12 protein-coding genes are annotated in these 14,287 nt (G+C 67.3%); 2 read left to right on the top strand and 10 right to left on the bottom strand.

Going from position 1 to position 14,287, the window contains the following annotated elements; genetic code table 11:
- Window positions 1-202: 202 nt before the first annotated feature.
- The 7 genes from EV665_RS25190 to EV665_RS25160 are packed head-to-tail and all read right to left on the bottom strand — an operon-like array spanning window position 203 to window position 8,791.
- Window positions 203-1,639 (bottom strand): NAD-dependent succinate-semialdehyde dehydrogenase, encoded by a 1,437-nt coding sequence (locus tag EV665_RS25190; protein WP_133036157.1) that lies wholly within the window; start codon window positions 1,637-1,639, stop codon window positions 203-205.
- 19 nt (window positions 1,640-1,658) lie between these two features.
- Complete coding sequence (locus EV665_RS25185; protein ID WP_133036156.1) at window positions 1,659-3,611, bottom strand: 3-hydroxyacyl-CoA dehydrogenase NAD-binding domain-containing protein; 1,953 nt, start codon at window positions 3,609-3,611, stop codon at window positions 1,659-1,661.
- 43 nt (window positions 3,612-3,654) lie between these two features.
- A complete protein-coding gene (locus EV665_RS25180) occupies window positions 3,655-4,914 on the bottom strand; it encodes a CaiB/BaiF CoA transferase family protein (protein ID WP_133036155.1) in 1,260 nt (419 codons plus the stop codon).
- Window positions 4,911-5,945, bottom strand: a complete 1,035-nt coding sequence (locus tag EV665_RS25175) for an ABC transporter ATP-binding protein (protein WP_133036154.1) — start codon at window positions 5,943-5,945, stop codon at window positions 4,911-4,913. The genes EV665_RS25180 and EV665_RS25175 overlap by 4 nt, the downstream gene beginning before the upstream one ends.
- A complete protein-coding gene (locus EV665_RS25170) occupies window positions 5,942-6,940 on the bottom strand; it encodes an ABC transporter ATP-binding protein (RefSeq protein WP_133036153.1) in 999 nt (332 codons plus the stop codon). The genes EV665_RS25175 and EV665_RS25170 overlap by 4 nt, the downstream gene beginning before the upstream one ends.
- Window positions 6,937-7,773, bottom strand: coding sequence for an ABC transporter permease (locus tag EV665_RS25165; RefSeq protein ID WP_133036152.1), 837 nt, complete (start codon window positions 7,771-7,773; stop codon window positions 6,937-6,939). The genes EV665_RS25170 and EV665_RS25165 overlap by 4 nt, the downstream gene beginning before the upstream one ends.
- Window positions 7,774-7,777: 4 nt before the next feature.
- Window positions 7,778-8,791 (bottom strand): ABC transporter permease, encoded by a 1,014-nt coding sequence (locus EV665_RS25160; RefSeq protein ID WP_133036151.1) that lies wholly within the window; start codon window positions 8,789-8,791, stop codon window positions 7,778-7,780.
- A 183-nt stretch (window positions 8,792-8,974) separates the two neighbouring features.
- On the opposite strand from EV665_RS25160, the gene EV665_RS25155 reads away from it, so the two are divergent.
- Window positions 8,975-9,832 (top strand): IclR family transcriptional regulator, encoded by an 858-nt coding sequence (locus EV665_RS25155; RefSeq protein WP_133036150.1) that lies wholly within the window; start codon window positions 8,975-8,977, stop codon window positions 9,830-9,832.
- A gap of 23 nt (window positions 9,833-9,855) precedes the next feature.
- Entirely contained in the window at window positions 9,856-11,154 is a 1,299-nt protein-coding gene (locus EV665_RS25150; RefSeq protein WP_133036149.1) for an acetoin dehydrogenase dihydrolipoyllysine-residue acetyltransferase subunit, read from the top strand.
- A 3-nt stretch (window positions 11,155-11,157) separates the two neighbouring features.
- Here EV665_RS25150 and EV665_RS25145 read toward each other — a convergent pair whose 3' ends face one another.
- The 3 genes from EV665_RS25145 to EV665_RS25135 are packed head-to-tail and all read right to left on the bottom strand — an operon-like array spanning window position 11,158 to window position 14,220.
- Window positions 11,158-11,817, bottom strand: a complete 660-nt coding sequence (locus EV665_RS25145) for a class II aldolase/adducin family protein (RefSeq protein WP_245507823.1) — start codon at window positions 11,815-11,817, stop codon at window positions 11,158-11,160.
- Window positions 11,802-13,070, bottom strand: coding sequence for a four-carbon acid sugar kinase family protein (locus EV665_RS25140; protein WP_133036148.1), 1,269 nt, complete (start codon window positions 13,068-13,070; stop codon window positions 11,802-11,804). The genes EV665_RS25145 and EV665_RS25140 overlap by 16 nt, the downstream gene beginning before the upstream one ends.
- A 10-nt stretch (window positions 13,071-13,080) precedes the next feature.
- Window positions 13,081-14,220, bottom strand: coding sequence for an acyl-CoA dehydrogenase family protein (locus EV665_RS25135; RefSeq protein ID WP_133036147.1), 1,140 nt, complete (start codon window positions 14,218-14,220; stop codon window positions 13,081-13,083).
- Window positions 14,221-14,287: the final 67 nt, after the last annotated feature.

The raw sequence follows: 14,287 nt of genomic DNA, 5'->3' as shown, positions 1-14,287 counted from the left end.
GTGGCGCGGAGCAAAGGCACATCAAGATACGGCCACGCGCTCAAGAGGCAAGTCGGTGAAATGGAAAGGAATACGGATGCACCCCCGCGACCTGCGCCGCGGAGGTGCATTCTGGCCAGCAATATGGGCCGGCCTGAACAATCCGGTTTGTCGATGGGAGTCGGATCCTTCCTCCCGTCGGCGGCGCCAAAGTAGCGGCGCGTCAGCCCTTGCGGGTCACCAGCCGGGTATCGAGATAGGCCTGCAGCGCTTCGGATCCTCCCTCCGTGCCGTGGCCCGAATCCTTGATGCCGCCGAAGGGAACTTCGGGCAGGGCCAGGCCAAGATGGTTGATGGAGACCATTCCGGCCTCCACCTCGTTGCCGAGCCGCGTCGCGGTGGCGCTGCTGCGCGTAAAGGCGAAGGCGGCAAGGCCGTAGGGCAGGCGGTTCGCCTCGCTGATCGCCTCGCCGAGATCGCCGAAGCGGTTGACGACCGCGACGGGACCGAAGGGCTCCTCGTTCATGATGCGTGCCGCCACCGGCACGTCGGCCAGCACGGTCGGCTCGAAGAACCACCCTTCATTGCCGATGCGGCGGCCGCCCGTCTTCAGCGTCGCCCCATGCTCGACGGCGTCGCCGATCAGGCTTTCCAGCGCCGGAATGCGGCGGTCGTTCGCCAGCGGTCCCATCTCGATGTCGGCATCGAGGCCATTGCCCACCCGAACCGCCTTCGCCCCTGCCGTGAACCGCTCGGTGAAGGCATCGGCGATCTTCTCCTGCACGAGGAAGCGCGTGGGTGAGACGCAGACCTGCCCGGCATTGCGGAACTTGTTGCCGACCATCAGGTTCACGGCGAGGTCGAGGTCCGCATCCTCGGCAACGATGACCGGCGCATGGCCGCCGAGCTCCATCGTGGCGCGTTTCATATGCGCGCCGGCGAGCGCGGCAAGCTGCTTGCCGACCGGTGTCGATCCGGTGAAGCTAATCTTGCGGATGACCGGGTGCGGGATGAGATATTCCGAAATCTCGGCCGGAACGCCATAGACGAGATTGATGACGCCGGCCGGGATACCCGCATCGGCGAAGGCTTGGATGAGGGCTGCGGGCGATGCCGGAGTTTCCTCCGGGGCCTTGACGATGATCGTGCAGCCGGCGGCAAGCGCTGCGGAAAGCTTGCGGACGACCTGGTTGATGGGGAAGTTCCACGGGGTGAAGGCGGCAACCGGCCCGACGGGACGCTTCAGGGTGATCTGCAGCACATCCGGCGCACGGGAGGGGATGACCTGCCCGTAGGCGCGCTGCGCTTCGCCGGCGAACCACTCGATGACATCGGCGCCGGCGAGCGTCTCCATCCGCGCCTGCGACACCGGCTTGCCCTGTTCCAGCGTCATCATGACGGCGATCTCGTCCGCCCGCTCGCGCAGGATATCGGCGGCGCGGCGCATCAGCCTCGCGCGCTCATGGGCCGATGTGGCGCTCCACTGCGGGAAGGTCCGGTCGACAGCCGCCAGCGCCTCGTCGAGATCGGCACGATCCGCCCAGGCGACGGTGCCGATCGGCTGGGCCGTTGCCGGGTTGAGGACGGGAATGGTCCGGCCGCCGGAGGCCGGGCGCCACATACCGTCGATGAAAAGCAATGTGTCGGGATAGGTCGTCATCGTAAAATCCTCGCTCGTATCATATGGGCTTTGCTTCGGCGCGGCCCATCTGGAACATCGGCCCGCCGCGCGTCCGTGGAAAACCGTAGCCGTGGACCTCGACGAGGTCGATATCGGCAGCGCTTGCCGCAATGCCTTCCTTCAGGATCGCCTGCCCTTCCTGTGCCATCGCGGCCATCAATCTGGCAACGATTGCCTCGCCCGCCATCTCCGTTCGTGGTCCCACGAGCGGCGCGATGATCCGCTCCGCTTCGGCGGAGGGCCGGGGACGGCGGTCACCGGGCGCATAGTCATACCAGCCGCCACCGGTCTTCTGCCCCTTGCGCCCCGCGCGCACGAGAAGGTCGCCAGGCAGAACCGGCACGGGCTCGCCCCGCGCGCGGGCCGCCTCGCGATGGAGGAACGCGATATCGAGGCCCGCCATGTCCTGCATTTCGAACGGCCCCATGGCGAAGCCGAAGCCGCGCATCGCTGCATCCACGGCGGCAATGGGAACGCCACCACGGGCCAGCGCCTCCGCTTCCGCCCGGAACCGGCGGAGGATGCGGTTGCCGATGAACCCGTCGCAGATGCCCGCGCGCACGGGAATCTTGCCGAGGCGGCGGGCAAGGTCGAAGCCTGTCGCCAGCACGTCCGGCGCCGTTTCCGGCGTCGGCACGATCTCCAGGAGTTTCATGATCTGCGCCGGGCTGAAGAAATGCAGGCCCAGAAAACGCTCCGGTCCCGGCAGGCCTTCCGCGATCAGCCGCGGATCGATGTAGGAGGTGTTGGTGGCAAGAATCGCATCCGGCCGGCAGATGTGCCCCAGCGCGGCGAAGACGGCGCGCTTGACCGCGAGATCCTCGAACACGGCTTCGATCACGAGATCGCACCGGTCCACGCCGTCATAGCCGATGCTCGTTTCGAGACGGTTCAACCGCTCCGCCGCCTCATCGCCCGTTATCTGCCCCCGGCGCCGGGACGCCTCGAAGAGGCCCGCGATCGCGTCGCGTGCCCGCGAAACGCCGGCCGTGTCCTGCTCGACAAGCACGACGGAAAGACCGGCATTGAGAAGCGCCGCGGCGATCCCACTGCCCATCGTCCCGCCACCGACGACGCCCGCCGTCGCGACAAGCCTCGGTGCTATCCCGCGGATGTCTGCCGGCCGGAGCGCCGCGCGTTCGGCGAAGAACAGGTGGCGCAGGGCGGCCGTCTCCTCGCTCCCGCGCAACGAAAGGAAAGTCGACCGCTCGCGCGCAAGGCCGGCCTCTGCACCCTGCTCGATCCCGCATTTCAGGGCCTCCAGGGCCTGCAGGGGCGCTGACGCGCCCTTCGTGCGCGATGCGATCCTCTTTTCCGCCTCCGTCCAGACCTCTTGCGCGGGGGCGGATGGCCGACGATCGAGGCTTGGCGGGGGCAAGGTCTTTTCGAGCGCTTCACGCACGAAGGCGATGGCGCCCGGCAGCAGCGGTTCCTCGATCAGCGCATCGACCAGCCCGAGCCGTACCGCCTCCGCGGCGTCCACCGTGTGGTTTTCCGCAACAACCCGGATCGCCTCGGCGACACCGGTCACCCGCGGCAGGCGCTGCGTGCCGCCGGCACCCGGAATGATGCCGAGATTGACCTCCGGCAGGGCGAAACGCGCGGTTCCGGTCGCGACCCGCAGGCGGCATCCGAGCGCAAGTTCAAGGCCTCCGCCGAGCGCCGCACCGCGGATCGCCGCGATCCACGGCTTTTCCGCCCGCTCGATGCGCGCGATGACATCGGGAAGGAACGGCGGTTCCACCGGCCGGTCGAATTCGGCGATATCGGCTCCCGCGACGAAGAGGGTGCCGGCGCCGGTCAGGACGACGGCCCGGATCGCCGGGTCGCCGTCGAGCTCCTGCGCCAAGGCCAGCAGCCGCTCCCGCACGGTCTTGTTGATGGCATTGACCGGCGGATTTGCGATCGTGACGATCGCGATCCCGCCGTCGATATCGACGTTGACGGTCATCTCGTTCCCCGATGTTGCGGGCTCCTATCGTGCAGCCACACGCCTATGCGATCGCGCTTTGGACGGGTTGCGGCGAAGGTGCGCTTCTGACGTCTCGGCAGGCGATGACGCCGGCAAGGGCCAGGCTCTCGATCCGCGCCTCCTCGAAGCCCAGCACATCGCGCAGCACGCCGCGTGTATCCTCGCCGAGGAGCGGCGGCGCCTTCGCATCGGCACTTGCCTGTGCGACAAGCCCGTGAGCGGGGCGGATCAGCGCGACGACGCCGAGCTCCGGGTGTTCAAGACGCTGCACGACGCCCCGTTCCGTCACGCTCGGGCTCTGCAGCGCCTCGGAGACGGACTTCACCTGCCCGGCCGGCACGCTCGCCGCAAGGCAGGCGGCAAGCCAGTGCTCGCAGGTCTCGCCGCCGATGATCGCCGCAAGGAGCGGCAGCAGCTCGTCCCTGTGCAGGGCGCGCTGGTGGGAGGTAACGAACCGCGGGTCGCGGGCAAGGTCGGGCCGGCCGATGACCTTTTCGCAGAAATCGACGAACATGCGGTCGTTGCCGACGGCAAGCGCGAAGGTGCCGTCGCTTGCCTTGAAGATCTGGTAGGGCACGACCGTCGGATGCGCGTTGCCGTAGCGTATCGGCTCCACGCCGGCGTTGAGATATCCCGTTCCGACATTGATCAGGAGGTTGAGCGTGGCATCGAGCAGGGCCACATCGATATACTGCCCCTCGCCCGTATCCCGGCGCTGGTAGAGCGCAGCGAGGATCGACTGGGTGGCGACCATGCCCGCCACCACATCGGTGAAGGCGACGCCGAGCCGGTTGGGTGGGCCGTCCTCCTCGCCCGTGATGGACATCAGGCCGCTTTCCGCCTGCATGATGAAATCGTAGCCCGGCCTGTCGCGCTCTGGACCCGTCTGGCCGTATCCGGAAATCGCGCAGTAGACGATGCCCGGATTGATCTTCCGGATATCCGCGTAGCCGATGCCCAGCCGGTCGACCGTGCCGGCACGGAAATTCTCCACCACGACATCGGCCCTGGCCGCGAGATCGAGCACGATCTGCCGGCCCTCCGGCGTCTTCAGGTCGAGCGCGATGCTCTGCTTGCCGCGGTTGGCGCACAGATAATAGGTGCTGACCCCCTTGAAGTTCGGCACGGACCAGGCGCGCGTATCGTCGCCGCCCTTGATGTTCTCGATCTTCCAGACCTCGGCGCCGAGATCCCCGAGGCTCATGGTCGTCCACGGCCCCGCAAGAACGCGCGTCAGGTCGAGGACGCGAATGCCCTCGAGCGGCAATTTCAATTGCGTCATTCCATTCCTCCAGGCCCGCTCTTCTGACGGGCCGACAAACCGGTCTCCATGGCATTCGGAAAGTGGCAGGCGACCGAATGGCCTTCCTCTCGTTCGTTCAGCGGCGGCTCCACCTCCGCGCAGAGCTTCTGGGCGATGGGGCAGCGCGTGCGGAAGCGACACCCGGATGGCGGATTGAGCGGGCTCGGCAGGTCGCCCTTCAGCACGATGCGCGAGCGACTGCGCTCGAGCGCGGGGTCGGCCAGCGGCACGGCGGACATCAGGGCCTGGGTATAGGGATGCATCGGTGCCCGGTAGAGCCGGCGCTTTTCGGCGATCTCGACGATCTTGCCGAGATACATGACGGCCACCCGGTGCGAGATGTGCTGCACGACGGACAGGTCATGCGCGATGAAGACATAGGCGGTGCCGAAATCCCGCTGGATATCCTTGAGGAGGTTGAGCACGCCCGCCTGCACGGAGACGTCGAGCGCGGAGACCGGCTCGTCGAGCACGAGCAGTTCCGGCTTCAGTGCGAGGGCCCGGGCGATCACCACGCGCTGGCGCTGGCCGCCGGACAGTTCGTGCGGATAGCGCTGGCCGTGCTCCGGGTTGAGGCGGACGAGATCGAGCATCTCGGCGACCCGTTCCTTGCGCTGAACCTGCGAGAGGTCGCTGATGCGCAACGGCTCGGCGATGTTTTCGGCCACCCGCATGCGCGGATGCAGCGATGCATAGGGATCCTGGAAGACCAGCTGGATCTTGCGGCGCAGGGCACGCATCTCCGCGGGGCTCGCCGCGTTGATATCGCGTCCGCGGAACAGGGTCTGCCCGTTGGAGGGCTCGATCAGCCGCAGGATGCAGCGGCCGAGGGTGGACTTGCCGCAGCCGGATTCGCCGACCAGCCCCAGCGTTTCGCCGGGCTTGACGTCGAAGGACACGCCGGTCACCGCGTTGACCTCGGCAATCTCGCGCTCGAAGATCAGGCCGCCGGTGACGGAGAAACGCTTCGAGAGGTCCCTGACGGAGAGGATGGGTTCCGGCCCGGTCATGCAGCGCTCCCGACAGGAAGGGTGGCGAAATGGCAGGCCGCCCGATGATTGCCGTCCGAGCGGACCGGCGGCGGCACATGCCGGCAGATATCCTGCGCCTGCGGACAGCGGGGATGGAAGGCGCATCCGCCGGGCAGTTTGCCGAGGGGCGGCGGCGCGCCGTCGATCGAGAAGAGCCGTTCCTTCTCCTCTGCCATGTTGGGGATCGAGGCGATGAGGCCTCGCGTATAGGGATGGGCCGGCCGCGCGAAGAGATCATCGACGCCGGCCTGTTCGACGACCTCGCCGGAATAGACGACCGCGACCCTGTCGGCATGCCCGGCAAGCACGCCGAGATCGTGGGTGATCAGGATGAGGCCGAGATTGAGCCGCCGTCGCAGGTCCGTCAGGACATCCATGATCTGTGCCTGCACGGTCACGTCGAGGGCGGTCGTCGGCTCGTCGGCGATCAGGAGATCGGGATCGTTGGCGACGGCCATGGCGATCATCACGCGCTGGCGCATGCCGCCGGAAAATTCATGCGGGAACTGGTGGATGCGCCGGTCGGGCTGGGGAATGGCGACGAGGGCGAGCAGTTCGGCGGCGCGGTCCATCGCCGCCCGCTTCGAGACGCCCGCATTGTGCAGCCGGATCGTTTCGGCGATCTGCGCGCCGACCGTCATGACCGGATTGAGCGAGGACAGCGGGTCCTGGAAGATCATGGCGATGCGCGATCCGCGCAGGGCGCGGAGCTGTGCCATGGGCATGCCGACGAGTTCGCGCCCGTTGAACCGGGCCGATCCGCTGACGGAGGCCGTCTTCGGCTGAAGGCCGAGGGCGGAGAGCATGCCGACCGACTTGCCGGAGCCGGATTCACCGACGATGCCCAGCACTTCGCCGTGGTCGACATGCAGGCTGATGCCGCGCACGGCCTCGAAGGATTGCCCGTGGCGGGTGAAGGAGACGCGAAGGTCGCGAACGGCAAAGAGCGGTTCCTGTTGCATGGTGCGCCTCATTTCGACTTCGGATCGAAGTAGTCGTGCAGGCCGTCGCCGATGAAGTTGAAGCCGAGCACGATGGTCAGGATGGCAAGGCCCGGCCCGAGGGCGACCCACCAGGAATAGAACTGCGCCGCGCCGTCTGAGATCATCGAGCCCCATTCCGGTGTCGGCGGCGTGGCGCCGAGGCCGATGAAGCTGAGCGATGCGGCAAGAAGGATCACCTGGCCGAGATCCATCGTCGCGCTGATCAGCACCGGCGTCCAACAGAGCGGCAGGATATGCTTGAAGAGGATGCGCCCCTTGCCGGCGCCCGCCGCGACCGCGGCCTCGACATGCTCGCGCTCGCGGATTTCCAGAACCTGCGCGCGCATGAGGCGGGCATAGACGGGCCACCAGACGATCACCATGGCGACGGTCGCATTTTCAAGACCGGGACCCAGCGAGGCCGCGACGGCCATGGCGAGGAGCATCGGGGGAAAGGAGAGGGTGACGTCGACGAGCCGCATGATCGCCGAACCGAGCAGACCGCCGGCATAACCGGAAATCGCGCCCAGCATGGCCCCGATCGTGACGGAGAGGGCGACCACGACGATGGCGATCGGGATCGAATGCTGCGCGCCGTAGAGGGTCCGGCTGAGGACGTCCCGCCCCAGCGCGTCGGTCCCCAGCCAATGGCTCCAGCTCGGCGCCTGAAGCCGCCGTCCGACCATGTCGAGCGGCGCATAGGGGCTCATCAGCGGCGCGAGCACCGTGACGGCGAGCCAGAAGACCACGATCGCGATCCCGATGGCCAGGGGAATCGACAGCCATACCGGCCGGCGGAAGAGAACGAGGGTCGTCGCGATCATGTTCTCACCCCAGACGGACGCGTGGATTGGCAATGACATAGGCAATGTCGGTGATGAGGTTGGTCAGCAGGAAGACGACGCCCCCGACGATGGTGACCCCGATGATGGCGGGAAAATCGAGGCCGCGCGCCGCCTCCACCGCGTAGGACCCCATGCCCGGCCAGGAGAAGATCGTCTCGGTCAGGACCGCCCCCGTGAGCAGGTAGGCGAAGGAATAGCCGATGACGGTCAGCGTCGGCACGAGCGTGTTGCGCAGCGCATGGCGGACCACGACACGAAGCTCTCCCGCCCCCTTCGCGCGCGCCGTCAGGATGAATTCCCGGTCCAGCACCTCCAGCATATTGGCGCGCACCAGGCGGGATATGGTGCCGGCGACGGCCCAGCCGAGCACGAAGGCGGGCAGGATCAGGTGCCAGAGCGCATCCAGAAAGAGCTTCAAGTTCCCGGCGATCAGGGTGTCGATGGTCATGAAGCCGGTGACGGACGGCGGCGGGGGCGCCCGCGGATCCAGCCGGCCGGGGCCGGGCAGGATGCCCCATTTGACCGAGAAGACGTAAAGCAGCGCCAGTCCCAGCCAGAAGACCGGAATGGACGACCCGAACAGGGCGAAGAAACGCGCCGCATGGTCGATGACCGTGTTGCGGAAATAGGCCGCCAGCACGCCCAGCGTGATGCCGATCGTCGAGCCGATGAGCATCGCGGCAAGGACGAGCTCCATCGTGGCCGGCAGGCGGAAGAACACGTCCTGCGCGACGGGCCGGCGCGTGATGAAGGAGGTGCCCATGTCGCCGGTCAGAAGGTTGCCGACATAGATGACGTAGCGTTCCGGCAGGCTGCGATCGAGCCCCCAGCGCGCCTTCGCGGCGGCCACCGCCACCGGATCGTTCATCTGCCGGTCCGACACGATCGCCGTCAGCGGGTCACCCTTGGTCACGGTCGTGAGCAGGAAGGCGAGCGTCACGATGCCGAGAACAAGGAAGGGCATCGCGACCAGGCGTCGCAGAATGTATCGTGTCACAAATCGCGTCCTTTAACCCGTGTGCCATCCCGTGCCGACCGGCGAATGGGAGATCGATGCAGGCATTATTGACAACAGGCGCAGCGGACGTCAACATAAATGAAATTATATTCCATTTACGGTAGATCGACAGATCGCGAAAATCCGCTATGGCTCCAGCAGCGCTGAAACGAAAGGCAAGACATGCGTAAACGGACCAAACCGGCAGACGGCAGCGAAGGCGTGGAGGGCGGGAATTCGGCCGCTTCGCTGACACGCGGCCTGGAAATCCTGCGGGCCTTCACCGCCGACGACGCCACGCTCGGCAACCAGGATCTCATCGAACGGACGGGCCTGCCGAAAGCAACCGTCTCGCGCCTGACCTCGACGCTCGTCGGCCTCGGTTATCTCCATTACGACGACATGCTCGGCCGCTACAGCATCGGGCCGGCGACGGTTTCGCTCGGCTATTCGGCGCTCAGCTCCAGCGCCGTCATCCATATGGCGAGGCCCCTGATGCAGGAACTGGCGGACCAGACGGGCGCTGCCGTCGCTCTCGGCACGCGCGACGGGCTGGAAATGGTCTATCTCGCCAATTGCCGCTCGATGAGCCCGGTTTCGCTGCGCCTCAATGTCGGATCGCGCCTGCCGATCTACCGCACGGCCATGGGCCTTGCCTATCTTGCGGAAATGCAGCCGGACATTCGTCAATCCGTGATCGAGCAACTGGTCGCGGCCGAGCCTGAAAGGGCCGAGGAACTCGATCGTCTCGTTACGCACGCCATCGAGGATTACCGGCGGGACGGCTTCATCAGCGCCTTCGGTAGCTGGCACAGCTATATCAATGCCGTCGGCGTCGCCTTTCGGCCGACGGATGGTTCGCCCCTCGTCGCGCTCACCTGCGGCGGGATCGTCGACATCCTCTCGCGCAACCATTGCCGGGAATCCGTCGGTCCCGGGCTGCTCCGGCTCACGCGCCGCCTGCGCGCGCGGCTTGCCGGGGAGCCCGATCCGTTCCCGACGTCACAACGACCACCCAACTGGAAAACCTCGGCCGAATAGGCTCAAGCCTCAAGGGATCCCCCATGCCCACCCATGTCGTCTATCCGAAGGTCAGCCTCGAAATGTCGAGCGGCCGCATCGCCCGCTGGCTCGTTTCCGAGGGTGAGACCGTCCGGCAGGGGCAGGTCCTTTTCGAGATCGACAACGACAAGGCCGCCGTCGAGGTCGAATCCCCGGCGACCGGTGTCATTCATGCCCTGGTCGACAGCGAGGTCGAGGTGGATGTCGGGGCGGATGTCGCACGCATCTATGGAGCCGGGGAAACCTACGGTGAGACGGAGCCGCAGGAGACTGCGGCCGGGGAGCCTGCGAATGAAGCAACCCGCGCCATTCTCGTGCCAGGCGTGCGCCGAAGCGGGCGCGGCCCCAATCCCACTCCCCTCGCCCGCCGCATCGCTCGCGAGCATGGCATCGCGCTGGACGGCCTCACCGGCACCGGCCCGGGCGGGCGGATCCAGAAGACCGACGTCGTTGCGAGGATCGGTGACGCCGGCCCGGCCCGCCGGCCCGCAACAGTCGAAAACCCTGCCATTCTGCCTGCGGTCCGAAAAGACGGTAGTCCTGCAACGCTGAATGCGGTCTGGCTGCGCAAGGGCGAAGGCCTGCCCGTCGTGCTCCTCCATGGTTTCAGTGCGGACCTCAACAACTGGCGCGGCATGCTCGCTGCCGCGCGCGCGGACTGGCCGGCGCTGGCCATCGACCTTCCCGCGCACGGGCGCTCGCCGCATGCGGTTCCCGAAGACCTCGACCGGATGGCCGGAAGCATCGAGGCGACCGTTGCCGCGCAACACGATGGTCCGCTCGTTCTGGCCGGCCATTCCTTCGGCGGCGCGCTGGCGGCGCGGCTGGCGAGCCGCGGGCAACTGGATATCCGCGGCCTCTGCCTCGTCTCCCCTGCGGGCCTCGGGCCCCAGATCAACGGCGCCTTTGTCGAGGGCGTGTTGCGCGCACGGCAGCGGGAGAGCCTGAAACCTTGGCTCGACCTCCTGGTTCACGATGCCGCCGTCATCTCGCCCGCCTTCCTGCAGGCGGTGGTGCAGCAGCGCGACGACACGGACCTGACGGCGGCGATGCGTGCCTTTGCCGAGCGGTTCTTCCCGGATGGAACGCAGGCGATCGCCATCCGTGACGACCTTGCCCGCCTGTCCCGGCCGGTGCGGATCGTCTTCGGCCGGCAGGACCGTATCCTGCCGTTCAGCGCCACGGCCGGCCTGCCCGGCAATGTCGGGCTGCATGCCCTCGACGCTTGCGGGCACATGCCGCATCTCGAATATCCGGCGCTGGTGATGCGGATCCTCGGCGAGGTGTGTCGCAGCGGCTGACAGTCAGCGTTTCGCCTGCTGGCCGTAGGTGCCGTAGCGGGCGCGCACATCGGCAAGTTCCGCTTGCGTCAGGAGAACGGGCTCGCCGATCGAACGGGCGAGCACGTATTGCCGCGCCAGCGTTTCCAGCTTCTCCGCGCGTGCCAGCGCCGTCCCGACATCGGGCCCGATGGTAACCGCGCCGTGATTGGCCATCAGGCAGGCGGAATGGGTCGTGCCCATGGCGGCGACCACCGTTTCCGCAAGCGCGGCGCTCCCGAAACAGGCATAGTCCGCACAGGGGATCTCGCTGCCGCCGAAGCCGGCGACCATGTAGTGGAACAGCGGGATCGGCCGGCGCAGCGCGGCAAGGGCGACGCAGTGGTCGGGGTGGGTATGGACGACGGCGCCGGCATTCGTCGTGGCGTAGAGCCGGGCGTGAATGGCCCATTCCGAGGACGGCCGCCAGCCGCCGATCCAGGCGCCGTCGAGATCCATCGCGACGATCTGTTCGGGCGCGAGGGCATCGGGGGCGATGCCCGTCGGCGTGATCAGCATGCCCTCGCCGTGGCGCAGGCTGAAATTGCCGACCGTTCCGCTGTTGAGGCCGAGTGCCACCGATCGCCGGCTCGCCTCGACCAGGGCCGTCCTCGCCGCCGTTTCGTCCATTATCGTCCACTCCATTGGTTCATCGCCTCGACGGCGCTCAGCAGGATGTCGTCGGCGCCCAGCTTGCCGGGTTTGAGATATAGCGAAAGGGGCGTCGGCCCGCAGGATATGCAGAAGCCGGTTCCGAGCGGGCCTTCCGGCAGGGCCCGAACGGCCGCGATGCCGAGCGCATCGACGACCGCGCCCGACGTCTCGCCGCCCGCAACGATAAAGCGTCGAACCCCGCGATCGCGCAAACCCCTCGCGATGGCGCCGAGGATGCGCTCCGCGCGGCGGGCCGCCTCTACACGGCCGAAGGCGGCCTGCACGGCGGCGACACCTTCCGGTCCTGTCGCCGTCGAAATGGCGAGGGGTGCTGCGCCGAGCCGTCGCGAGGCCCAGTCGAGCGCGGCGGAAACCAGCCCCTCCTCCCCGGCGGGATCGAGCAGATCCAGCGTCAATAAGGGATGATTGGCCGAGAAAGCAGCAAGCTGCGCCAGGACGACCGGCCCGACGCTTCCGGCAATGACGGCCGTGGGGCCGTCGACCTGCTGCGGTGAGGGCACCGGATCCGGCTGCATGGCGTGGCCGAGGCGGGTCGCGTAGGCGATGATCAGGGGATCGCTGGCGACGACGACGCGGTTCATCGCCGCCGCGACCTCGGCCGCGGTCTCGACGTCGCCGTCATCGGTGGTGTCCAGGAAGACGTGGCCCACTCCTTCGTCGGCGAAGGCCTCGATGGCAGCAAGGGCCGCGTCGGCGCCGCTGCGAAGGGTGGCATGGTTCAGGAGCGCGATCCGGTGCGGCGTCTGCCGCCCCAGGAAACGGACGAGATCGGGATCGGACATCGGGGTCAGCGGGTCGAAACGTTTGATCGATTCGGAAACGAGGCGGCCGCGATAGAACATGTAGCCCTGGTGGACCGTGGTGCCGAAACGGGGAAAGCCGGCGCTCATCAGCACCGGCCGCATGCCCGCGCGATCGGCGAGATAATCGGCGGCCGGGCCGATATTGCCGTCTTCGGTGGAATCGAACGTGGCGCAGGCCTTGTAGGCGATCCGCCTGCAGCCGGCCCGCAGGAAGGCGTCGGTGAAACGGCCTAGCTCGGCAAGCGCCTCCGCAACGGGCACCGTGCGCGTCCGGGTGCCGGCCATCACCACGGCCGCAGGCGGGATCTTTGCCTCGGGACGGAAGAGCACGGGACAGTGGATGCCGGCGCTCTCCAGATAGCCGGCGACCATGAGGGCGCCGGTAAAGTCATCCGCGACGATTCCAAGAGCTCGCTGCATCGGTCCGGCCTCAGGCGTTCAGCATTTCGCGGGCGATGATGAGCTGCTGGATCTGCGATGTGCCCTCGTAGAGCCGGAACAGCCGGACATCGCGGTAGAAATGCTCGACCGGATAGTCCTGCATGTAGCCGGCGCCGCCATGGATTTGCACCGCGCGGTCGGCGACACGGCCGACCATCTCCGAGCAGAACAGCTTTGCGCTCGCCGCCTGCTGGATGACACGATCGCCCGCATCGAACCGCCGCGCGGCCTCCAGAACCATGGCGCGTCCGGCAAAGGCCTCGGTCGAGCTGTCGGCGAGCATGGCCTGGATGAGCTGGTGCTCCGCGATCGGCTTGCCGAACTGCACCCGCTCGCGCGCGAAGCGCACGGCCTCGTCGCACAGCCGCTCCGCGGCGCCGACGCAGACCGCCGAGATATGCAGTCGGCCGCGGTTGAGCACCTTCATCGCGGTCTTGAAGCCGACGCCCTCCACGCCGCCGATGACGCTGTCGGCCGGGATGCGGCAATTGTCGAAGATGACGTCCGAGGTGCGGGTGCCGCGCTGCCCCATCTTCCTGTCGATCGGGCCAAGGCTGAGGCCGGGGCTGTCCTTCGGCACCAGGAAGGCGGTCACGCCCGCAGGCCCCGGACCGCCGGTGCGCGCCATGACGGTGAAGACGTCGGCCACCGGGGCATTGGTGATGTAGCGTTTCGTGCCGTTAAGGACATAGTGGTCACCGTCTCTCCGCGCCGTGGTCTTCACGGCGCCCGCATCCGAGCCGACGTCCGGCTCGGTCAGGGCGAAGGAGCCGATGACCTCGCCCGTCGCCATGCGTGGCAACCAGTATTGCTTCTGCGCCTCGGTGCCATCGACGATGATGCCCTGCGAGCCGATGCCGTTGTTCGTGCCGATGACGGAGCGGAAGGCGGGAGAGGCATAACCGAGCTCGAAGGCGACGCGCACCTCCTCCTCCATCGTCAGGCCGAGCCCGCCATGCTCCTCCGGGATGGACAGGCCGAAAAGACCGAGTGTGCGCATCTCCGCGATGATTTCGGGCGGGATGGCGTTTTCGTCCTCCACCCGGGCCTCCGCCGGCAGCAGCCGCTCGCGCACGAACCGGCGCACAATCTCAACCAGGGCGTTCAGCACGTTGGCGTCGCGGATCATCGCATGTCTTCCTCTTTGGCGGCGCGTGAAAATTTCTGTTGCATCCAAAGGCTGGCACAGCTTAGTG

Origin of the sequence: Shinella granuli (assembly GCF_004341885.1) — a bacterium.
In the GTDB taxonomy this organism is placed as follows: domain Bacteria; phylum Pseudomonadota; class Alphaproteobacteria; order Rhizobiales; family Rhizobiaceae; genus Shinella; species Shinella granuli.
Note: the sequence above shows the minus strand (reverse complement) of the source record. Positions and strands in the feature narration are given on the sequence as shown.

What these genes read in the sequence shown, in the direction of transcription:
- EV665_RS25190 (WP_133036157.1), bottom strand. Translation starts at nt 1,639, where the DNA reads ATGACGACCTATCCCGACACATTGCTTTTCATCGACGGTATGTGGCGC.
- EV665_RS25185 (WP_133036156.1), bottom strand. Translation starts at nt 3,611, where the DNA reads ATGACCGTCAACGTCGATATCGACGGCGGGATCGCGATCGTCACGATC.
- EV665_RS25180 (WP_133036155.1), bottom strand. Translation starts at nt 4,914, where the DNA reads ATGACGCAATTGAAATTGCCGCTCGAGGGCATTCGCGTCCTCGACCTG.
- EV665_RS25175 (WP_133036154.1), bottom strand. Translation starts at nt 5,945, where the DNA reads ATGACCGGGCCGGAACCCATCCTCTCCGTCAGGGACCTCTCGAAGCGT.
- EV665_RS25170 (WP_133036153.1), bottom strand. Translation starts at nt 6,940, where the DNA reads ATGAGGCGCACCATGCAACAGGAACCGCTCTTTGCCGTTCGCGACCTT.
- EV665_RS25165 (WP_133036152.1), bottom strand. Translation starts at nt 7,773, where the DNA reads ATGATCGCGACGACCCTCGTTCTCTTCCGCCGGCCGGTATGGCTGTCG.
- EV665_RS25155 (WP_133036150.1), top strand. Translation starts at nt 8,975, where the DNA reads ATGCGTAAACGGACCAAACCGGCAGACGGCAGCGAAGGCGTGGAGGGC.
- EV665_RS25150 (WP_133036149.1), top strand. Translation starts at nt 9,856, where the DNA reads ATGCCCACCCATGTCGTCTATCCGAAGGTCAGCCTCGAAATGTCGAGC.
- EV665_RS25145 (WP_245507823.1), bottom strand. Translation starts at nt 11,817, where the DNA reads ATGGAGTGGACGATAATGGACGAAACGGCGGCGAGGACGGCCCTGGTC.
- EV665_RS25140 (WP_133036148.1), bottom strand. Translation starts at nt 13,070, where the DNA reads ATGCAGCGAGCTCTTGGAATCGTCGCGGATGACTTTACCGGCGCCCTC.
- EV665_RS25135 (WP_133036147.1), bottom strand. Translation starts at nt 14,220, where the DNA reads ATGATCCGCGACGCCAACGTGCTGAACGCCCTGGTTGAGATTGTGCGC.